The sequence below is a fragment of the Nonlabens sp. Asnod3-A02 genome (assembly GCF_045063755.1).
GTDB lineage: Bacteria > Bacteroidota > Bacteroidia > Flavobacteriales > Flavobacteriaceae > Nonlabens > Nonlabens xylanidelens.
In genome coordinates this window covers 324418-345458 of record NZ_JBEFOC010000007.1, presented here as the reverse complement: position 1 = coordinate 345458, position 21041 = coordinate 324418, and the positions used below count along the sequence as shown (strand labels likewise).

The 21041-nt window shown below is 34.8% G+C and carries 19 protein-coding genes; 10 read left to right on the top strand and 9 right to left on the bottom strand.

All coding sequences use genetic code 11. The features are described 5' to 3' along the window. Positions 1–62: 62 nt before the first annotated feature. Positions 63–1241, top strand: coding sequence for an AIR synthase related protein (locus tag ACJJVN_RS04860; RefSeq protein ID WP_405377321.1), 1179 nt, complete (start codon positions 63–65; stop codon positions 1239–1241). Positions 1242–1373: 132 nt separating this feature from the next. After that, positions 1374–1721 carry a GIY-YIG nuclease family protein gene (locus ACJJVN_RS04855; protein ID WP_405377320.1) on the top strand — a complete coding sequence of 116 codons (348 nt, stop codon included), beginning with the start codon at positions 1374–1376 and terminating at the stop codon, positions 1719–1721. A 40-nt stretch (positions 1722–1761) separates the two neighbouring features. Here ACJJVN_RS04855 and ACJJVN_RS04850 read toward each other — a convergent pair whose 3' ends face one another. Next, positions 1762–2289 (bottom strand): peptide-methionine (S)-S-oxide reductase, encoded by a 528-nt coding sequence (locus tag ACJJVN_RS04850; RefSeq protein ID WP_405377319.1) that lies wholly within the window; start codon positions 2287–2289, stop codon positions 1762–1764. A gap of 63 nt (positions 2290–2352) precedes the next feature. Between ACJJVN_RS04850 and prfA the strand changes: the two genes are divergently transcribed. Next, positions 2353–3429 carry a peptide chain release factor 1 gene (gene prfA / locus ACJJVN_RS04845; protein WP_104515463.1) on the top strand — a complete coding sequence of 359 codons (1077 nt, stop codon included), beginning with the start codon at positions 2353–2355 and terminating at the stop codon, positions 3427–3429. A 113-nt stretch (positions 3430–3542) separates the two neighbouring features. Beyond that, entirely contained in the window at positions 3543–4352 is an 810-nt protein-coding gene (gene pyrF, locus ACJJVN_RS04840; protein WP_405377318.1) for an orotidine-5'-phosphate decarboxylase, read from the top strand. 111 nt (positions 4353–4463) lie between these two features. Here the strand turns inward: pyrF and ACJJVN_RS04835 are convergent, their stop codons facing one another. Further along, positions 4464–5264, bottom strand: coding sequence for an SAM-dependent methyltransferase (locus ACJJVN_RS04835; protein WP_405377317.1), 801 nt, complete (start codon positions 5262–5264; stop codon positions 4464–4466). Positions 5265–5308: 44 nt separating this feature from the next. Here ACJJVN_RS04835 and ACJJVN_RS04830 point away from each other — a divergent pair, with 44 nt between their 5' ends. Continuing rightward, complete coding sequence (locus ACJJVN_RS04830) at positions 5309–6472, top strand: class I SAM-dependent RNA methyltransferase (protein ID WP_405369508.1); 1164 nt, start codon at positions 5309–5311, stop codon at positions 6470–6472. Between the two features lie 80 nt (positions 6473–6552). After that, complete coding sequence (locus tag ACJJVN_RS04825; RefSeq protein ID WP_405377316.1) at positions 6553–7221, top strand: ZIP family metal transporter; 669 nt, start codon at positions 6553–6555, stop codon at positions 7219–7221. A 5-nt stretch (positions 7222–7226) separates the two neighbouring features. Here the strand turns inward: ACJJVN_RS04825 and ACJJVN_RS04820 are convergent, their stop codons facing one another. Both ACJJVN_RS04820 and ACJJVN_RS04815 read right to left on the bottom strand, forming a co-directional pair. Continuing rightward, positions 7227–8192, bottom strand: a complete 966-nt coding sequence (locus tag ACJJVN_RS04820; protein WP_405369510.1) for a type I phosphomannose isomerase catalytic subunit — start codon at positions 8190–8192, stop codon at positions 7227–7229. A gap of 26 nt (positions 8193–8218) precedes the next feature. Next, positions 8219–9034: a dolichyl-phosphate beta-glucosyltransferase gene (locus tag ACJJVN_RS04815; protein WP_104515616.1), complete on the bottom strand. Its 816-nt coding sequence runs from the start codon at positions 9032–9034 to the stop codon at positions 8219–8221. A 183-nt stretch (positions 9035–9217) separates the two neighbouring features. Between ACJJVN_RS04815 and ACJJVN_RS04810 the strand changes: the two genes are divergently transcribed. Genes ACJJVN_RS04810 through ACJJVN_RS04800 form a run of 3 tightly spaced genes read left to right on the top strand, consistent with a single transcriptional unit; the run spans position 9218 to position 15011 of the window. After that, a complete protein-coding gene (locus tag ACJJVN_RS04810) occupies positions 9218–12259 on the top strand; it encodes a hypothetical protein (RefSeq protein WP_405377315.1) in 3042 nt (1013 codons plus the stop codon). Positions 12260–12294: 35 nt separating this feature from the next. Then, on the top strand, positions 12295–13491 hold the full coding sequence (locus tag ACJJVN_RS04805) for a hypothetical protein (RefSeq protein WP_405377314.1): 1197 nt from the start codon (positions 12295–12297) through the stop codon (positions 13489–13491). Beyond that, complete coding sequence (locus tag ACJJVN_RS04800; protein WP_405377313.1) at positions 13488–15011, top strand: cellulase family glycosylhydrolase; 1524 nt, start codon at positions 13488–13490, stop codon at positions 15009–15011. Before ACJJVN_RS04805 ends, ACJJVN_RS04800 begins: the two co-directional genes overlap by 4 nt. Here ACJJVN_RS04800 and ACJJVN_RS04795 read toward each other — a convergent pair. The 4 genes from ACJJVN_RS04795 to ACJJVN_RS04780 all read right to left on the bottom strand — a co-directional run bounded on the left by ACJJVN_RS04795 (position 14998) and on the right by ACJJVN_RS04780 (position 18057). Next, on the bottom strand, positions 14998–16200 hold the full coding sequence (locus ACJJVN_RS04795; RefSeq protein ID WP_405377312.1) for a glycosyltransferase: 1203 nt from the start codon (positions 16198–16200) through the stop codon (positions 14998–15000). The genes ACJJVN_RS04800 and ACJJVN_RS04795 overlap by 14 nt on opposite strands. Positions 16201–16239: 39 nt before the next feature. Then, on the bottom strand, positions 16240–16539 hold the full coding sequence (locus ACJJVN_RS04790; RefSeq protein WP_405377311.1) for a hypothetical protein: 300 nt from the start codon (positions 16537–16539) through the stop codon (positions 16240–16242). Positions 16540–16661: 122 nt separating this feature from the next. Then, a complete protein-coding gene (locus tag ACJJVN_RS04785) occupies positions 16662–17912 on the bottom strand; it encodes a sugar isomerase (RefSeq protein ID WP_405377310.1) in 1251 nt (416 codons plus the stop codon). A 4-nt stretch (positions 17913–17916) separates the two neighbouring features. Further along, complete coding sequence (locus tag ACJJVN_RS04780; RefSeq protein WP_405377309.1) at positions 17917–18057, bottom strand: hypothetical protein; 141 nt, start codon at positions 18055–18057, stop codon at positions 17917–17919. 347 nt (positions 18058–18404) lie between these two features. Between ACJJVN_RS04780 and ACJJVN_RS04775 the strand changes: the two genes are divergently transcribed. Further along, complete coding sequence (locus ACJJVN_RS04775; RefSeq protein ID WP_405369519.1) at positions 18405–20426, top strand: tetratricopeptide repeat protein; 2022 nt, start codon at positions 18405–18407, stop codon at positions 20424–20426. Positions 20427–20497: 71 nt separating this feature from the next. Here ACJJVN_RS04775 and ACJJVN_RS04770 read toward each other — a convergent pair whose 3' ends face one another. Then, complete coding sequence (locus ACJJVN_RS04770; RefSeq protein ID WP_405377308.1) at positions 20498–20797, bottom strand: hypothetical protein; 300 nt, start codon at positions 20795–20797, stop codon at positions 20498–20500. Between the last annotated feature and the right edge of the window lie 244 nt (positions 20798–21041).

Sequence of the window (21041 nt, the reverse complement as noted above, 5' to 3'; positions counted from 1 at the left end):
CTTTTTACTTAATACTTAAAAGTTAATAGCTCTTAATTGCTTGTAAATATTAAATTTGCCATATGAGCCAAGACATTTCCAAAAGATATGCGCAGCGTGGTGTAAGCGCTGGCAAAGAAGACGTACATAACGCGATAAAAAACGTAGATAAAGGACTGTTTCCACAGGCTTTTTGTAAAATAGTACCAGATTCTCTAACAGGATCTGAAGATCACTGCCTTATTATGCATGCAGACGGTGCTGGGACAAAGTCTAGTCTAGCCTACATGTACTGGAAAGAAACTGGAGACATATCGGTCTGGAAAGGAATCGCTCAAGATGCTTTAATAATGAATGTAGACGACTTACTTTGTGTAGGCGCAACAGATAACATTCTACTTTCCAGCACTATAGGAAGAAATAAAAACCTCATTACAGGAGAAGTAATCAGTGCTATTATCAACGGTACAGAAGAACTTATCGCAGATTTAAAGTCACACGGTGTAGAAATTATTTCTACCGGTGGAGAAACTGCCGATGTTGGTGATCTAGTAAGAACCATTATCGTAGACTCTACCGTTACCGCACGTATGAAACGCAGTGATGTAGTAGACAATGCAAACATAAAAGCAGGTGACGTTATTGTAGGACTTTCTAGTTCTGGACAGGCCACTTATGAAACAGAATACAATGGTGGTATGGGATCTAATGGTCTTACCAGCGCTAGACACGATGTTTTTAATAAGAGCCTAAAAGAAAAATTTCCTGCGAGTTATGACGCAGCAGTACCAGAAGATCTAGTTTATTCCGGTTCAAAAGACCTAACTGACGCTGTAGAAGGCAGCCCGCTAGATGCAGGTAAATTAGTCCTATCCCCTACTCGTACCTATGCACCTATCATTAAAAAAATATTAAGCAATGTAAATCGTGCAGATTTGCACGGTATGGTTCACTGCTCTGGCGGTGCACAAACTAAAATTTTACACTTTGTAAAAGACCTGCACATCATCAAAGACAACATGTTTGAATTGCCACCACTTTTCAAAATGATACAAGAAGAATCTGGTACCGACTGGAAAGAAATGTATCAGGTTTTCAACATGGGACATCGCATGGAACTTTATGTAAATGAATCTATAGCACAAGAAATTATAGAGATTTCTAAGTCATTTAATGTAGATGCAAAAATCATAGGTCGTGTAGAAGCTGCAAGCTCTAAGAAACTTACTATCGATAGTGAGTTTGGTGTTTTTGAGTATTAAAAAAATCACTCTATACGTTTGAAACATTCTCGAATACATACTGTCTTGAGCTTGTCGATAGGCTCGAACTGATATCATTCGATGTCAGTTCGAGCGCAGTCGAGAACGATTACTAGTCTAAAAGCTTTATTGATGAAATACTACCACCTTTACATTCTTGAATGCTCTGATGGCTTGTTATACACAGGAATGACTAATGATCTCGAGAGACGTCTGGGAGAACACCATATGGGTAAAAATCCTAGATCCTTCACTTTCAAAAGAAGGCCACTAAAACTGATTTATAGAGAGCGTTTTATAGATGTACGGTATTGCATTTATTACGAAAAAAAAATCAAGAAATGGAGTGCTGCAAAAAAACGAGCATTAGCTAACGGAGAATTTGACACTATACAAATTCTTGCAGAATGCAGGAATATGACTCACCACAAGTATCAACCCACAAAGCATGAAATCGACACCGCTATTAAGGAGTTTTAGGTCTTTCTTTAATTAGTAACAACTCTTTATTAAATCATTCTCAACTGCGCTCGAATTGACTATCGACCTGTCTATTTATTTGCGCATCCCCATAATCCTTCAACATCTCATCTACAACCTCTAATTTCGGCTCAATATATCGTTTACAAAACGGTGCTTCTGGTCTTGTCTTGTAATAATTTTGTATCGATTCTCGCGATGCTTCAAAAGATGAAAACGGAATGATATGAGTGATGTATTTTTCGTTCCGCTTTCGCGAAAGCGAGAACACAATATCCTCTATCCTACTTTTCATTTCTTCATCAAAATAATAAATAGCACTGCGGTAATCCTCACGCCTGCTGTGTTCCTTAGTCGAAGAATGTGTCTGCAAATGAATATCGATTAATTTTTCTAGATTCATAGAATCAGTAAGATGGACGATTACGGCCTCACTTCTAGTTTCAAATGGTGTGACACTAGAGACATAACCTTGTTCTACTCTCATCACACCGGTAATCGACTGAAATACAGCTTCTGTACACCAATGACAGCCACCTCCTAAGCCTAGTTTCAAATCTGTTTTCATAAGCAAGATTATAGTTTAAAATTAGAAGCAAATTCCGTATTTTCGCAACACTTGATATAGACCATGATAGATAAATTAAATATTGTAAAAAATCGTTTTGACGAGGTAAACGACCTAATCATTCAACCAGATATTATATCTGATCAAAAACGATACGTACAACTGACCAAAGAATATAAAGATCTTAAAAATCTCATGGATAAACGTGAGATTTATATAGAATTAACTGCAAATCTTGACGAGGCAAAAGAAATCATAGCAGACGGCAGCGATGCCGATATGGTTGAGATGGCTCAAATGCAACTAGATGAAGCTAAAGAGGCTATTCCTGCTCTTGAAGAAGAGATACGCATGATGCTGGTTCCTAAAGATCCAGAAGATGCAAAGAATGCAGTAATGGAAATACGTGCTGGTGCAGGTGGTGACGAGGCGAGTATTTTTGCTGGTGATTTATTTAGAATGTATGAAAAATATTGTTCTAGTAAAGGCTGGAGTACAAGTGTAGTAGATACTAGTCACGGTACCAGTGGTGGTTATAAAGAAATTATTCTAGAAGTAAATGGTGAAGATGTGTATGGAACACTCAAGTTTGAAGCTGGGGTACACCGTGTACAACGTGTACCACAAACTGAAACTCAAGGTCGTGTGCACACAAGTGCTGCTACGGTAATGGTACTTCCTGAGGCCGAAGAATTTGACGTAGAACTGGACATGACAGAAGTACGCATAGAACGTACTACTTCTACAGGTCCTGGTGGACAGTCGGTAAACACTACTTATAGTGCGATAAAATTACACCACGAGCCTACTGGTATGATCGTGAGTTGTCAAGATCAAAAATCGTCGCATAAAAACTTAGAAAAAGCTTTAAAGGTTTTACGTTCTCGTTTATATGAAATGGAGCTTGCAAAGAAAATGGAAGCCGATTCTGAAAAGCGTAAAAGCATGGTGAGTTCTGGTGACCGTAGTGCCAAAATTAGAACTTATAACTACTCACAAGGACGTGTTACAGATCACCGTATCAACCTTACTTTATATGATCTAGATAACATTATCAATGGTGATATTCAAAAAATCATCGACGAGCTTCAACTGGTAGATAATACCGAGAAGTTGAAAATGACGGATGAAGGTTTATAACGGCGCATGCCATGCGCCGAAACATATTTTCAGTTCATATATACCAATATTGACGCATCGCATCCATCAAACTCAGTAAAGGGCGGATCGCATCCGCCGAAATAACTACCTCTATGACCATAGATAAACTTCATTCTCAAATCAATAAAAAGAAATCCTTCTTATGCATAGGCCTAGATGTTGATCTTGAAAAAATACCAGCCCATTTATTGCAGGAAGAAGATCCTATTTTTGCATTTTCAAAAGCTATTATTGATGCAACTCATGATCTATGTGTAGCTTATAAACCTAATACTGCTTTTTTTGAAGCTTATGGTGTAAAAGGCTGGATGGCTTTAGAAAAAACGATCAATTACCTCAACGAGAATTTTCCAGATCATTTCACTATAGCCGATGCTAAACGTGGCGATATAGGTAATACATCAACAAGATATGCCAAGGCTTTTTATGAAGACTTGAATTTTGATAGTGTAACGATTGCTCCATATATGGGAAAAGATTCTGTGGAGCCGTTTCTTGCATTTGAAGATAAGTTTGCCATTTTACTAGCACTTACTTCTAATCAAGGTGCCTTTGATTTTCAGACTAAAACTGTAGATGGAAAACCTCTATATCAAGAAGTTCTTAAAACAGCTTCTCAATATGAGAATAGTGATAGATTAATGTATGTAGTAGGTGCTACAAAAGCGGAATATCTAGCAGATATTAGAAAAATAGTTCCAAATTCTTTTTTACTAGTCCCTGGAGTTGGTGCTCAAGGTGGCTCACTTGAAGAAGTAGTAAAATATGGAAAGAATGATCAAATAGGATTGTTAGTAAACTCTTCACGTGGTATTATCTATGCATCTAATGGTAGTGATTTTGCAGAAGCTGCAAGAGCAAAAGCTCTCGATTTACAGCAACAAATGGCCGACTTGATCTAGGTAACGGTCATTTAAAAATTTTATCCAATATTTCATAATTCCTTATCTAATTCGTTTAAGAATTAAATAAGGGATTATGCATTTATAATTGAATTAACCTTTACGGCTATTTTAATTTTTAAAAATCATGATCAAACGATCTGAAGTTTCTTGATCGTAATCTTCTAACTGGTAATTACCATAAACGTCTATTAACTCTACTCCTGCTGCTGCAAAATAACTTTGAAAATCTTCTAAAGTTAATGCACTTACACGCTCAGTAAAATGGTAATCATGATCGTTATCTCTAAATTTTATGTCTTTGTAGATAAAGCCGTTTTCGAAACGTCGTGAGTTATGAAAGGTGATTCCTTCTTCTGTTTTAGAGTTTTCTTTTACTAGGTTTTCAACTACATAATGTGCGTTCATAAAATCTATAACCGCATATCCACCTGGTTTAAGATTAGATTTTATTGCCTCGATCGTTTTAAGATTATCTGCAGCATCATCAAAATATCCAAAACTGGTAAATAGATTAAAAACAGCATCAAAAGTCTGGTCATAAGGAACAGTCATGTTGTGCACATGAAACTCTATTCGAGAAGCATCTATAGGATTTAAATCTTTATTTCCTTCATTAATAGAAGGTGTAGAAGTGGTTTTTCTTAATTCCGCTTTCGCGAAAGCGATACTACTATCACTCAAATCAACACCAGTTACACGATATCCTAATTTATTAAGATACATACTATGTCGTCCACGACCACAGGCTAAGTCCATGATATGAGAGTCTTTACTCAACTTTAAACGTTGTGTAAGTCGTTGCATAAACTGTCCAGCCTCTGTGTAATCACGATCTCTATATAAGATGTGATAATACGGTGTGTCGAACCAACTAGCGAACCATTGATCTGATGTGTTTACATTGCTCATAGACCACAAAAATACCTTAATTTTGCCGTTCAAATCTCACGAAAATGTCTCAAAATTTTAAGATGATTGCCAAAACGCTTTTTGGCCTAGAAGAAGTACTTGAAAAAGAGTTGCGTCAACTAGGTGCCATGAATATAAAGCGTGGTGTCCGTATGGTAGAATTCACTGGTGACCAAGGTTTTATGTACAAAGCAAACATGATGTTGCGTACCGCTATTAGAATCTTAAAACCTATTTATAGTTTTAGAGCGCGTAATGAGGTGGATCTTTATGACGGAATTTATCAATATGACTGGTCTAAACATTTAACACATCATGACACGATTGCTGTTCATGGTACGATAGCGTCACAGTATTTTAACCACAGTCAGTATGTGGCTTTAAAGACTAAAGATGCTATAGTAGATCAAATACGTCGCAATACAGGACAACGTCCAGATGTGGATACTAAACATCCTGATTTGAGAATATCGGTACATATAAATGATCAAAATGTAGATGTATCTCTAGATACAAGTGGCGATCCTTTATACAAGCGTGGTTATAGAAATATGACTAACGAGGCACCGATTAATGAAGTGCTTGCTGCTGGTATTATTCTTTTGAGTAATTGGGACCAACGTTCTACGTTTATAGATCCTATGTGTGGTAGTGGTACGATAGCTATCGAGGCAGCTATGATAGGTGCTAACATTGCGCCTAATATAAACCGTCCTGAATTTGGCTTTGAAAAATGGCCAGATTATGATAATCAGTTGTTTGAGAATATTCAAGAGAGCTGTTTGAAAAAGATGCGCGAGTTTGATGGTAAAATAATCGCACGTGACGCAGATGGTTACACGGTAGAAAAAGCTATAGAGAACGTAAAGAATGCCAATCTAAGTGATTTTATAACGGTAGAAAAGGGAGACTTTTTTAGAGATCATCAAAGTGCGAGTGCTTTTATTTTGTTTAACCCACCGTATGATGAGCGTATATCTGTAGATGTTGAGGAGTTTTACAAAGAAATAGGTGATACTTTAAAGCAACGCTATGCTGGGTCTACCGCATGGATGATTACTGGTAATATGGGGGCGCTTAAATTTGTAGGCCTGCGTCCATCTCGTAAAATCCAATTATATAACGGTAAAATCGAGGCGAGACTAGTTAAATATGAGATGTACAAAGGGACTAAAAAAATACATAAATTAGTAGATAAAGAGGAATAGGTTTAAAACCTCTATAGCTTTAATTATTTAAGTTGATACAGTAATTAAAACTGTATTTCAATTTGCTTTGTAAAAATATAATGAATTTACTTTTACCTTTTCTCGGTGTATTAATCGGTTTTTTGGCTGCTTTATTAATAAAAGCAAAGTCTAGAAATCGCATGAAATTACTTCTCGCTTTTTCTGGAGCGTTTTTATTAAGTGCTGTAGCTAGCGAGTTTTTACCTGATATTTATGAAGGTGGTGATAGCACGTATGGCGCCTATTTACTAGGTGGTGTGTTTTTACAAATTATTTTAGAATTCTTTTCTAAAGGTGCAGAGCATGGCCATTTACATATAAACAAAGAAATGCCAGTGTTTCCTTATTTGCTTTTCGGTAGTTTATGTTTGCACGCATTTCTAGAAGGCATGCCTTTACAAGGAGAGAATAGTATGATATATGGTATTTCTATTCATAAAATACCGATTGCTTTTATTTTTACTTCATTTCTATTATCTAGTAATTATAATAAAGTCAAAGCTGTAATTATTCTATTATTCTTTGCAGCAATGTCTCCATTAGGAAGTATTACTGCTGGAAATATAGAATTTCTAAAAGATATTATGTTACCTATAAAAGCGATAGTTGCTGGTATTGTACTTCATGTTTCTACGACACTTATTCTAGAGGCTAGTGAAGCACATAAATTTAATCTAGCAAAAATAGTAGTGATGCTAATAGGTGCGGCTTTGGGATTTTTACTTTAAGGCAATTATTTGATATAAACTTCTATAATTTTTGCAGCCTCTGTGTCTACAGATACATTTGTTGAATTTGCAGGGATTAAAACCGTCTCTCCTACACTTATCATTTCTGTATGGTTATTTATAGTAATCTCAAATGATCCTTCTACACACATATAAATCACAAACGAATCCTTGTTAGTATAATCCATTTGCATCGCTTTATCTACGTTTAAAATAGTAGATGTAAAATAGGTGCAGTCTGCTAATACGTTTGTGTCAGATTGAAATTCTATGTTATTACTTAAAGTAGTACTACTTCTTTTTACAGCTCTCATAGATTGGTCCATGTGTAGTTCTCTTTCATTCCCAAAATTATCTACTCGATCCCAATCATAAACTCTGTATGTGATATCAGACGTTTGTTGAATCTCTGCAGCTAGAACACCTGCTCCTATAGCATGTACCTTACCAGCTGGTATGAAGAAAGAATCACCTTTACTTACCTTCTCTGTATTCAGTATTTGTTCTACATTATTTATAGTAATTTCTTGAAGTGAAGAAGTCGTTACTTTATCATCTTTAAATCCATTAATAACACAAGCGTCTTCTTCATGATCCATGATGTACCACATTTCAGTTTTACCCTTAGAATCGTGCTCTGCCTTTGCCATTTGATCATCTGGATGTACTTGAACAGATAGATTTGTTCTTGCATCTAGATATTTAATTAATAGTGGAAATTCATTACCAAAGTGACGGTAATTTTTCATTCCTACAAATTGTTCTTTATGATTTTCTATAAGATCTACTATAGAGAGACCTTTATACATTCCATTACTTACTACAGATATGTTATCCTGTACACCAGATATTTCCCAGCTTTCTCCTGTAGAATCACTGATAGCTTTTTTGTTTAAAACTGTTCTTAGTTTAGAACCACCCCATATTTTTTCTTGAAGTATAGGCTCGAATTTGATAGGATATGCTTTCATAATAAATAATTTTAAAGAGTAGAAATTTATGCTGCTATAGAATATTCAGTTGATGCGGTGTTCATTTCAAAAGAGCCACCGTATATCTCACGTACTGAGTTATCTGTGTTCAATAAATTATAGTTGAACCATATTTGAGTTAATTTACTAGGGATAATTAAAGCATCTTTAGTACCTAATTTAGAGTCATCTACATGTACCCATCTCATTAATGGTTGCTCTGTAATTCTCTTCATAACATTATCCTTACCTAGGTGTTTTTTAAGTCTTAAAAAGATCTCTACATCAAACAACCACTTACTTAAAAAAGCTTCTTGATATACAACAGGCACTATATCTCTAGTAAAAACTTTTGCTCCACATTGAGTATCTCTGATAGGCATGCCTAGAATCAATAGAATAAATTGTTTTATGAACTTAGAGAAAACATTTCTCATAAAGTTCCTTTCTATCTTGCTATTCCCACCAGAGTTTCTAGAACCGAAAACCATGATCTTATTTTCGTTTTTCATAGTTTTTACCAGATCTTTAAAATCTCTAAAATCTGTAGAAAGGTCAGCGTCCATAAAACCTATAGAAGAGATATATGATTCATTATATAAAAATCTCGCTCCTGCTCTAACAGCCGTTGCTTTTCCAGAATTTTTCTTTACGTCTACTATACTTATAGCGTCTGGCGCTTGTTCTTTCATTTTATGTAGAACATCTAGCGTGTTGTCTTTACTACCGTCGTTTACAAAACACAGATGGTAGTCTTCATTTTGAGATACAAAAGAAACAAATGCTTCTTGGTCTAGTCTCTTTTCTTCATTATAACAAGGGATAATAATTCCAGTTTTCATACTTGTAAAATTTAAGTTTTTCATTAATTACACTACAAACATACTGAGGTAAAGAGGTCCAAATCAGGGATTTTCGATGGACGACGGTTAAGCATAGACAGAAACCACTCGTCGATAGACGGACCATTTATAGAAAGATTTATCTTTACATCGTAGAAAGAATGACTATTTTTCAAGTTCATAATGCAGACTTCAAAAACCAATAAATATTTAATCACCGCTGTCCTACTAGGAATCATATTCCATGGGACCTCTATGTTTTTTACTATAGAAAAGACATATGATGCATTGATTCATTTATTTTTTGCAAATCATTATGCTACAAGCTGGTTTGAGCCATGGAGTTACAGCTGGTATACAGGCTTTACTGTTATGGGATATCCACCACTAGTCCATCAGACTATAGGAGTGCTTTCTTTAATAGGTGGATTAAAATTTGGAATGTTTACTGTAGCACTAATAGGTGTCGTTCTATTTATTACAGGTGTTTATAGGTTTACTAAGGTTCTTATTCCTAATGAGAAGGTTGCTGGTTATGCGGCGATCATGGCAGTATTCTCATCTTGCTTTGTAGAAACCTTACACATATTTGGTCAGTTGCCTAGTGTTATAGGTATCTCCATTCTCATGCATGCGCTGCCAGAGATCTATAAATGGTTAAAGACTGGTAAGAAAATTTACCTTTTCAAGTCTTTGGGATTACTAGCTATTACAGTAACATCTCACCATGTAACACCTATTTTCGGAATGGTCTTTTTTATTTTCCCATTAATAGGTACGGTATTGATGGATGCTGCAAGAGAGAAAGTTGATAACAATAATGAGGTTACTATTTTCGCTTTCGCGAAAGCGTTATGGACACACTTAAAACGCATTATCTTATTCGGTGCATGTTCTCTAGTATTAATAATAGGCTGTATTCTACCTTACTGGATCAACACAAAAAACAATCCTATTACTCAAGTACCCATACCGCATGGATCTAGAGATAGTTTTATAGAAGTGACATCTTCTGGACTGGTATTCTTTATTATTCCATGGGGTATTTTATTGTTACTTCTTCCCTATTTTTTCTATCGTTATTACAGTAAAAGGCTTTTGTTTTTCGGAATCTCTTTTAGCATTTTATTTGTTTTAGGGACCGGTGGCACCACACCTATTCCCTTAATGGTATTGGGAGAAAATGCATTCAACATTCTTACCCTAGACCGTTTTACTTTATGGGCATCGATAATGGCTCTACCGGCATTTGGAGAGTTTTGTTATCGATTTACCGATGGAGATTATAAAGAGTTATTACAGAAAAAATGGGGCGCAGTCATTCATAGAGCTAGTGGTGGTTTTCTAGCTGTTACTTTTATTTTTATAGCTGTTTTTACCATGACGCTCGGTAAATTTAGACCTAGCCAGCCAGACCCTATAAAAATGCAACCTATTGTCAATTTCTTAAATGAAGATGATCATGACAAGTGGCGTTACCTGCCACTAGGTTTTGGAGATCAAATGGCATGGCTGTCTGCACAAACTAAGGCCACTACAGTAGATGGTAACTACCACTCTGCACGTAGATTACCAGAACTTACTTCTAGAGCTGTAGAACGTCTAGAAAACTCTAAATACAGAGGTATAGAAGGTCTGGGATCTTTACAGCAATTTCTTACCGTACCAGAAAAATTTCATTTAAAGTATGTCTTCTCAAATGACAAATTCTATGATCCACTACTCTATTTTACAGGGTGGCATAGACTTAGTTTATTAGAAAACGGCATAACTGTATGGGAACGCTCTGGTATCGCTCCTTTACCTAGTATTTTGCCTAAAGATGATGTCCCATTATTTCAAAAATTAATGTGGGGTATTATCCCCTTTTCTACAGTAATCATCGCGATATTGCTTTACCTAGGTAGTATGTGGTTCAACTCTTATAAGGATAATAAAGAAAAGCAACGCATTTACTTTACAGTAAAACCAGCCTCGCGATTAGTCTTAAAGTTATTATACGGTATTTCACTTTTATGGTTAGGTGTTATGCTATTTTTTATCGTGTATATGGTTTACGGTTTTTACCTGAAGAAATCTGTACAAATGAGTCCTGAAAGTGTAGTAACTGCCTATTATGACGCACTAGATTTTAAAGAATTTGAAAGAGCACATTCTTATATAGATCCATCTAGTGAAAAGGAGATCTCGCAATTTATGTTAGAAATTTCTGTGACTGATGGTCTATTAAGTTCTTATGCAAAAATGGATAGCATATCGGTAAATGTTATTGATCAAACTAAGTCTACTGCAACAGGTGTGGCATCTATAAGCTGGATTACACCACTTAAAGAGATTAAAACTAGAGACACTCTTTCTATTAAAAAAGAAAAAGGTAAATGGTATATAGTGCCTAAAAATGTAGATCCTGACATCCCACCAGATCAATTAATGTTCGAGAGCGGTACACGATTTTTTAATCATGGAAAACGCAAAATAACATCAGAGCAAACTTTTCATGAAGATGTTTTAAAACAGCCAGTGGTAGAGGTCGTTAATGCTACACTTGTTCAAAGAGACACTGCTTTTTATATAGTTGGGTCTATCCAGAATGTAGATAATATTCCAGCAGACATTGCAGTAACTGGTGCTATTTATAATAAATTCAATGAAGAAATTGCTAGATACAATGCACAAGATATTGTAAAACACAAATTATTGGCCAAAGAGACTACTCCATTTTTAATCGAATTTAATAGTAGTAATGATCCTGACAGGCCATTTGAAATGCCAGAAAACTTTGAAATACAGGTTAAAGCAAATGTCGCGACCACCGATTTATATCAAGCTGTTGCTCCTTCTCAAATAAATGTAAATACCAGCGAACTGACAGGCTTTTTATTCAACCCTAGTATAGAAGCAGCTACTATACCGCAGCTACTTATAAGTTATTATAACGAATCTAAAGAAATGATATGGACAGATGCCGTTTATGTAGATGAAAGTGTACGCCCACAACGCAAAAGACCTTTTAGCATACACTTACCAGAAATGGAGCAGCCGTTAATTATTTCTTCTAGTCTCTTAAACGTGTCCGTAAATGGACTACCCAATAAGAGTATTGCTGCCAAGGTAAACCCTAATAGAAACAAAGCTGGAACTAATGAATTTTTAATACCTGTAACTCGCTTACCATATTCATATATATCTATAAGTACTAATGCATATATAGGTAATCCACGATGATAAAAAGAAATCTACATATCCATATTTTTATAGTCATGGCTCTTATAGCTCTACTTTTTTCTTGCTCTACGGCTAGTAAAGAAGAAGTGGAAAAGACTACTACCTATAATTGCAGCATTAAATCACCTATTGACCAGGTAGTTACTAATACTGGAATACTAATTCAATTTGAATCTTTTGAAGAAGAGTATGTAGACCAACTAGAATTTATAATTTCAGGTACTTATGGAACAACCGTTCTACCTATTGAAATGGGTAACAAACAACTCAAAATTAATATTCCTAAAGAAATAACTCAACATGCAGGTATTATTAACTGGCAACTTATTGCTGGTGGTAAGACCATACAGAATGGCGATTTTAAATTATTTTCAAATTTAGATGCTTTAAAAACGGTAGAAAATTATTTGGGCCCACGTAGTATAATAGCAAATAATAGAGACTACACCATGCTAGTCAGTATACCTGTAGACAGTCTGGATAACTTATTACCTAATGGCACAAATGTCTTAATGCAACATCAATTTAAAGGAACTATAAATAAAGAGGTACACAAAGTAACGGCAGGTTTTACATGGCAAAGAATCAACTCTCCATTAACTACTGGCAGGTTGATAACTGGTAGCACGCTAAGTAATATCTCTTCTACAGAACTAGTTGCCGATGTTTTTCCTGACATCGCAAGACCTTTTAAAATATATGAAGATAGCAACCACAACTATGCAGACGGTAACGAAATCATCAGCATTAAAACCGATCAAATTAAAGACCCTAATGGTAACGTAATGAGCGACGGTACTTTAGTGACCTTTTTTATGATAGATAATTTTAATCAAAGATGGACTACTACGGCAAGTACTGTTAATGGTTACGCTTTCGCGAAAGCGTTACATCCAGAAAAACCTTCTACATGGACAGTAAGAGGAGTCATTACCGGCATGGTAGAGAGTCCTGAAATAGATATAAATTTCAAGTCTATTTTAAAAGAAATCATCATACAAAAACAAGAAAGAAACACCATAATCATAGGTCCTTTAACTAGTTATTTAGGACAAACAGTACCAGACGGCATACAAGTATCTCTTAAATTAGATGGTAAAGAAATTATCTTAAGGACTAAAAAAGGAATAGTCTCTCATACGTATGACACAAAAACTATCCTGCCAGGCAACTATGAATTAAAGGTAGAATCTCTAGGGATTACTGCATTAAAATCTATAGATCTCAAGTGAAAAAAAATAAAATCCTATACCGCATTTTTATTATCGCTGTGTTTATTTTTTTAAACGCTAGTGTTATTTATGGAATAAGTCAGGTTATTGCATACCTCAACACTGGTGCAGATAGTTCTAAGATGTTGCATCTAGATGTGGCACGCACAGATTATTATTTACCAGATGTAACCTGGGTATCTATTGATAACCCTGGTAGACCTATGGAGGCTGCAAACCAACAAAAAATAGAACAAGATTACTTGGACGCGTGGTACGTTAAGAATCTAGCTCTAGAAAACAATAACATAGATGGTATTTATGATCATTATACAGAAACTGCTCGTAAAAAAGTAAATGCGTTAATTGAGTACAACGCTGCTCAAAATATATCGATACAGTCTACCACATTGAGCCATCACATTACACTCAATTTTTATAGTGCAGACGGTACTGTAGCTGTTCTGACCGACAGGCAGGTCACTGGAGTAGAAAAAATATATAAAGACCATGTGTTTGTAACACAACGAGAATTTAACGAAGACTATAGAATCATTTTATTACTAGAAGATGGTTTCTGGCGTGTGAGACATTTTGAAAAACTTGCCGTACATCAAAATTCAACCATTGCACAAATCGCGCCTGTAGGAATAGAACAAATGCAAGGGCTTAATTATTATCCAGAAAAACACCCTTGGGACACTTTTAATGATTCTATAAAAGAAGAGACTCTAATTGCTGACTTTAAAATAATTAAAGACTTAAATCTAAATACGATTAGAATATTTATAGGCTATGAAGATTTTGGAAAAGCAGAGATAGATGACCTCAAATTAAACAGATTGAACACTCTTCTAGACCAGGCTCAAAAAGCCGACTTAAAAGTTATGATTACTCTTTTTGATTTCTATGGTGATTATGACATGAACAACTGGACACTAACTAACAAGCATCTTAAAGGTATTGTTAGTTCTGTAAAAGATCATCCAGCGGTTCTATGTTGGGATATTAAAAATGAGCCCGATCTTGATTTTAAAAACCGTGGTAAGGATCGTGTACTTTCTTGGTTATCTCAAACTATTAAGGCGTTAAAACAACTGGACTCTTTACATCCTGTGACTATAGGATGGTCTTCTCACAAGGCTGCTCTTAATTTAAAAGACGATGTAGATTTTATATCTTATCATTATTATCAAGATCTAGAAGAGTTAAGTAGTGCTCATAATGCACTAAAAAAGTCTACCATAAAACCGATAGTTTTACAAGAAATAGGACTACCTAGTTATGATGGTTTCTGGACATTTAATGGAAATGATAAAGAAGATCAGGCTCTTTTTTATAAACAACTTCTAGAAACGCAAAAAAGAGATAGCATTAACTATCTCTTTTGGACTCTTTATGATTTTGATAATATTCCCCAAGATGTCGCAGGATCGCTTCCATGGCGCAAAAACAAACAGGCTTACTTTGGGATTATGGACTCTACAGGTATAAAACCTGCTTACAATGTCATTAAAAATAGATCTTCTAGACTGCCATAGGCATTTGATAATCTGTCATTTTTTCTTCTACACCAAATTCATTTAAATACATTCTTGTGATTACAGACATAGGTAATGCCGTTGCCGCTTTATAATTTGCTTGTGCTATCCCATTTCTGTATGCTGTATCCTGTACTAATTTCTCAATAGCTCCAGCTAAACTTTCTACACTTTCTGGTTCAAAAAACTCTCCTTTGTAACCTTCTTCTTTTACTAATATACCTAGATCTCCTAAGTCTGGCATTACTACCGCTTTACCATAACTACCAGCCTGGTGCAATACACCTGAGCTACCTGTGGTAGAAGTGTAAGGAAATACAACCATAGCACTTTCTGAAAATATAGTGGGCACATCTTCCTCTGCAACATAACCTGTAAAAGTAATGTTAGACACTTCTTTATATTGTTCTTTTACATTATCAAGGTATCCTATTGTGTTAGGGTTATCTGTACCAGCAATAACTATTTCTAGATCTTTACCTGTACGAGTTCTCACTTGCTCTACCGCTTCTATTAAATTCTCGACCTTTTTGTACGTACCGAATTTTCCGAAAGTCATTATTTTAAGAGCTCCAGTAGGTAAGTCGTAAGAAGGCTCTTCTGGTATTTCAAATGTACCATGTGGTATCAACACACAATTATCTGCTTGATACTTTTCTTCTAAGATATCTACATATTTACTTATGGTTAGTACAACTTTATCTGCTTTAAGAATAACACGTGTTAAAGATTCTCCTATGAAATTAAAAATTCCTTTTTTGATTTTATTAGTTGTAAAACCTGCACTCTCAAGATCTACCGTTTCCATAATGTTATGAAGTAGTACCGTAGTTTTTACTTTCATTAACTTAGTTAACCATGGAGAGAATAAGCCTAATGCAGCTGGTATTTTCTTATCTCCAAATTTCATGAATTGTAAATTGTACAACACCATATCTGGTTGTGTAATTCTGACTGCTTTTGCAATAGAAAGTACATTTGCATAACTATTAAATTTCCAACATGGTTTTACAGTTACTTTACAACCTTCTTCTTTAAAATCGATCACCGCCTCAGCCGCAAGATCATCTGTTAAAAGCACCAGTTCTGATACTTCTTGATGCTGTCTAAAATGTTTTACTAAATGATAGGCATATTCATTAAGAGTTACTTTACTAGGTGGATATGCTGTGACGATTGCTAATTTCATGATTTTGGTTTTTAAAGTGAGTGGAATCTTTGTAGTGGATTATGCTGCTAGCCTATTAGGATAAATAGGATTATTAATTTGTTGGAATAAAAGACTAACATTTTCAGTCTTTGCTCCATAAAACAAAAGCATCTTATCGTCTGCTATTGTTCTTTTCATTTCATTTAATCTACCCATTAAAAGTTCCTTTCCTTCTGTTAAACCACATAGGTTAAGAATTACTTTATCTTCTGTTTCTACCACTATAGAAATAAAGTTTAACAACTCTTGAACGTGAGTGTTAGAAACTGTTCCTGTTAGTGTAAGTACTCCTTCTATTTCGTTGATTTCTAAAGCCATGATATTTGTTTTAAATGTTATTATTGTTTGTTTACACTGCAAATATCTAGCATAGATTCCTTGATTTTAAGAAATAACGATAGATCGACATTAAGTGTAGACGAGTGATCATTTACTATCGTTTACGCTTTTTTTGCTCTGTGTTGTTCTTTTGAGAAATAGCAAAGTTGTGCTATAAGTAATCCTGCCATTACATATACTTGGTCCATCACAACTTGTAAAAGGCTATCATGAAATAATATAATAGTCACTACTTGTAGTGCTCCAAAAATGGCTGTTATTACTATAGGCTTATAATGATCTAATGATAAAAAATAATAAGCAAAAATATTTGCCAAAGCAAAAAATGAAGTTGCCAGTGCATACCATCCTAATAAGGGAGCAATGCTCACATAATCTTCTCCAAAAAGTAAATACACAGCTGTAGTTGGAAAAATAAATGTAAAACCTACTATTACTAAAGAAAGAGCTGTAATATATCCTACAAACTTTTTAAGTACAGGCACAGCATCTTTTCCTTCTTTACGATTTTGAAGAACCTTAGGAAGAAGTAACATAACAAACATCCATGTTACAAAATAAACCACTCTACCTATTAGAGCTAGAGATGCATATAAGCCAGCATCATAAGATGGGAAATAATGTTTTACTAATAATATATCACTGTTATTACATACTATTTGAGTAAGCTCATAACAGGCAGTAAGAATAAAAAACAATAAAATTCTCTTTTGTTCTGTCTTAGAAATAATAATTGCTGGACTTGTATTCTTAGAATTTCTACTCAAAGGAAAAAGTCCTGCAATAAAAGAAACACCTATTGCTATAGAAACAGCATATTCTGATGGTAAGTCTACTAATAGAAGTAATGAAAAAGTAAGCAGCAACCTGCAAAGCATTTCTGTCTGATAGGTAATCGATAGGTGGAAAAAATTATTCTCCCCTTGTAAAACACCTCGATTGATACTCATTATAAAATATAAAGGTATCGCCATACCAAATGCGACAAACATACCTGAAGATTGTGTCTGAAATATATCTTTAAGCCCTCCAGCAAACCCTACCGTTATCATTCCTAAAAAAAGCCCAGTACCTATCGCATACTTATAAATCTTTGCTATAAAACTCTTTTTTTGCTCAGGAGCAAATTCTACCGTAACCTTAGTTACGGTTAATTGAAAAGTCATCGCGATAAATGATAGTACTAATAATAAGGTTATTAAAATAGCAGCATCTGCAAATTGAGTGGGTCCTAAATAACGCCCTAACATGAGGTTATAAAAATAGTTTCCGCCGTTTACTATAAATGCGCTGAGCATAAAAAGCTGCTCTTGTGTAATATTATTTCTTAAACGTTGAGTAATGGCTAACATAGTTTTATATTGTAGAAGCAATTAATTGTATAACAGGCTTATCTACCCTTTTATGTACTACGGTTAATTGATAGTTCTTTGAACTCATTCTGCCGTTATGTACGATTCTCATTGCGTTGTCATTCTTTATAAGTGTAAGTTGCATAGCTGTGTTGTTTTTAAATTCTGATACAAATATGCGATCTCAATAGCGTGTAAAACGCTCAATTTCGACCAGATGAAAAATGCTGTAGACGAATGGTAAGTATCGTTCTTTAAAAGAATTTTAGAGGTTTGTGGTGTTCCGCTTTCGCGAAAGCGGTATAAACACCTACTATATAGAGCAGTTATAAGCTATCTAAAAAACTCACTTTTTAAGTGTTGTTAGTAGTAAACTGTCGCAGGTAGAAATGGAATGTCTTTGAATCGACAAAAAGTGTAGACCAGTTGCAATTAACCGCAGATTAAAACTGTGGTATGTGGTGATAACTTGCAGGTGTAAATAAACGAACAATGAAAAATCTAGGTCTCTTTTTAATTTTATTAGTAAGTACGATGTGCTACGGTCAGGATATGAATGCTGGTTTCCGTTTTTTAGAAACTGGTAAATATGCTGAAGCACAAACCTTTTTTGAAGAAGTACTTAATGATTACCCTACTAATAAGACAGCTAGGTTATGTTATGGTCGCGCTCTAGGTCTTAATGGCCATACGGTAGAAGCTAAAGAACTTTTTACAGATCTTAAAGCTACCTATCCTAATGATTTTGAGATTTTACTGAATTATGCTGAGTCCTTATTATGGAATGAAGATTTTAACGAGGCTAAGGGTATGTATGAAGGCCTAGTAAAAAAAGATAGCACTAGTTTTCCTGCAACACTAGGATATGCAAACACACTATCTAATCTAAAAGAATATGACGCAGCTTTATTATATGTAAATAAAGCTCTAGAGATTTTACCTGGTAACCAGAATGCAGTGGTTTCTAAAAAATACATGAGACTAGGTAAAGCATCTCAATCATTAACCGCACAGGACTACCCTACTTCTATAAGTCTACTAGAAGAAAATCTTGTTGATTTCCCTAACGATGCAGACTCTATGAGTGCGCTAGCAAACGTTTATATTACCAGTTCTGATTTTGAAAAAGCAAACGATATTTATAACAAAATAGAAGACCGTAGTAATGCACTAGTAGGGTTATCACTAGTTGCACACTTAGATAGTAAGGATAAAGAAGCGCTTCAGTATGCAAAAGAGGCTACTACACTAGCCAAAAACGACTCACTTAAAATCATGACTACTCAAGAGCGTTATATACAGGCGCTTATATGGAATGGGAAATATAAAAATGCAACCCTTGCAATAGACTCGTTAACTAACCTACTAGGATCTAGTAATAGAATAAGTGCTCTAAGTGCTTCTATGTCTATGTATACTGGTAAAATAAATAAAGGTATAGATTACTATAAGGCTATTCTAGAAAAGGATAGTACCTCTTTCAGCGGTAATTTAGGAATTGCAAATGCATACCGTGGTCAGGGAAATTTAAAGAAAGCATATGCCTATGCTCAGAAAACTCTAGAATATTATCCAGAGCAAAAAGATGCTAAGTCTTTAATAGCAGCCATTGATAATTCATTAAGTCCTACGATAAACACAACTGCTGCATACACTAGAGATAATGGTGATAATGAAGCTTATGGAGCAAGTATAAATGCTACGGTTCCTTTTTCAGATCGTTTTACGGCTAGCTTTAATTACTCTTATAGAACTACAGAAAATATGACACTGGGTAATATGGCAAATAATACTAATATCTCATTAGGTACTAAATACAGAATCAAAAATAACACATGGGTAGAAAGCACTCTAGGTTTTACAAAAGCAAATGCAGACGTGAATAGCTATACAGATGTAAATGGTTCTTTGTTCTTAAAAACAAGACCATTTGCTCTACAAAATCTAGAGATAGGCTACAGTCGTGAGTTACAAAATTTTAATGCTGCTCTTATAGACGAGAAGATATTCTTAAATAATTACATGCTTAATTATAATATGGGTACGACTTTTAATTTAGGCTGGTACACCGGTTTAATGCATACGCAACAAACAGATGGTAACTCTAGAAACTTGTTATTCACTTCTCTTTATTACACATTTACTAAAGCGCCAGCTATTAAGGCAGGTTTAAACTATCAGTATTTAAGTTATAAAGAGCAGTTACCTAATCAATATTTTAGTCCTAGTATCTATCAGGCTGCAGAGGCTTTTATAGATCTCAATGGTAACAGTGGTAAATGGACATATCTAGCAAATGTAGCTGGTGGATATCAATTTGTAGAACAAGACGAGGCTACTACTTTACTAAGAGCTGAGGCAAAATTAATCTACAGTTTCTCTCCTAGATTACAAGCTGGTGCTTATGGCAAATACAGTAATATAGCAAGCGCAACAGCAGCAGGATTTGAATTTACTGAAGTAGGTTTTACTCTTAGACTACAAGTTACTAAAGGAAAGTTGTTTAAATTCTAGCCTCTAATATAATCGAGTGCTTATTTAATAGTACCGCTATTTTACTTTATAAAAGTGAGATGGCGGTATTTTTATGTCGTGGATATTTCTAAGCGAGTGATATTTTTATTAGTCTCAATCTCTTGATTGAACTCTAGTCTATCTATAACTATTGCACACTTTTCTTTGCCAATTTCTACGTCAACCATATTCTCTAAGTATTCAATTTGGTCTGCACTGACTCCATAGTAATCAAAAACAAGAAGATCATACTTTTCAAAATCACATTTGATGGACAGCGCTTTTCGTTTTCCAACAGGTAGTTGATTAACCTTATCATGTACATCTAATTTTAAGTAGTCGGCTATCTTCTGAGCATACTTAGCATCCACTTTTATAGTATTATTAAGGTATTACTCTACAGTAATAGATTTGGTAAAGTTGAAAACTCCGCTTCTGGTATGTTCTTTTGAGTGTTTTGATTTAGGTAGTATTATCTCAAAGTGATTTAATAATTTGTACCGGAAATCGCCAGTCAGATCAACTTCATTTGAGTCAAAATTGGGTAAACATAATCTAATTAGTTTTCCTGACTCTATAGTAAACTCAGGTATTAGAACTCCCTTTATAATCAAA

Bases quoted from the DNA above. Each gene is read 5' to 3' on its own strand.
- ACJJVN_RS04810 (WP_405377315.1), top strand. From the start codon at position 9,218: ATGCAGACTTCAAAAACCAATAAATATTTAATCACCGCTGTCCTACTA.
- ACJJVN_RS04855 (WP_405377320.1), top strand. From the start codon at position 1,374: ATGAAATACTACCACCTTTACATTCTTGAATGCTCTGATGGCTTGTTA.
- ACJJVN_RS04805 (WP_405377314.1), top strand. From the start codon at position 12,295: ATGGCTCTTATAGCTCTACTTTTTTCTTGCTCTACGGCTAGTAAAGAA.
- ACJJVN_RS04780 (WP_405377309.1), bottom strand. From the start codon at position 18,057: ATGCAACTTACACTTATAAAGAATGACAACGCAATGAGAATCGTACAT.
- ACJJVN_RS04815 (WP_104515616.1), bottom strand. From the start codon at position 9,034: ATGAAAACTGGAATTATTATCCCTTGTTATAATGAAGAAAAGAGACTA.
- ACJJVN_RS04795 (WP_405377312.1), bottom strand. From the start codon at position 16,200: ATGAAATTAGCAATCGTCACAGCATATCCACCTAGTAAAGTAACTCTT.
- ACJJVN_RS04820 (WP_405369510.1), bottom strand. From the start codon at position 8,192: ATGAAAGCATATCCTATCAAATTCGAGCCTATACTTCAAGAAAAAATA.
- ACJJVN_RS04825 (WP_405377316.1), top strand. From the start codon at position 6,553: ATGAATTTACTTTTACCTTTTCTCGGTGTATTAATCGGTTTTTTGGCT.
- ACJJVN_RS04860 (WP_405377321.1), top strand. From the start codon at position 63: ATGAGCCAAGACATTTCCAAAAGATATGCGCAGCGTGGTGTAAGCGCT.
- ACJJVN_RS04830 (WP_405369508.1), top strand. From the start codon at position 5,309: ATGTCTCAAAATTTTAAGATGATTGCCAAAACGCTTTTTGGCCTAGAA.
- ACJJVN_RS04835 (WP_405377317.1), bottom strand. From the start codon at position 5,264: ATGAGCAATGTAAACACATCAGATCAATGGTTCGCTAGTTGGTTCGAC.
- ACJJVN_RS04775 (WP_405369519.1), top strand. From the start codon at position 18,405: ATGAAAAATCTAGGTCTCTTTTTAATTTTATTAGTAAGTACGATGTGC.
- ACJJVN_RS04790 (WP_405377311.1), bottom strand. From the start codon at position 16,539: ATGGCTTTAGAAATCAACGAAATAGAAGGAGTACTTACACTAACAGGA.
- prfA (WP_104515463.1), top strand. From the start codon at position 2,353: ATGATAGATAAATTAAATATTGTAAAAAATCGTTTTGACGAGGTAAAC.
- ACJJVN_RS04785 (WP_405377310.1), bottom strand. From the start codon at position 17,912: ATGTTAGCCATTACTCAACGTTTAAGAAATAATATTACACAAGAGCAG.
- pyrF (WP_405377318.1), top strand. From the start codon at position 3,543: ATGACCATAGATAAACTTCATTCTCAAATCAATAAAAAGAAATCCTTC.
- ACJJVN_RS04850 (WP_405377319.1), bottom strand. From the start codon at position 2,289: ATGAAAACAGATTTGAAACTAGGCTTAGGAGGTGGCTGTCATTGGTGT.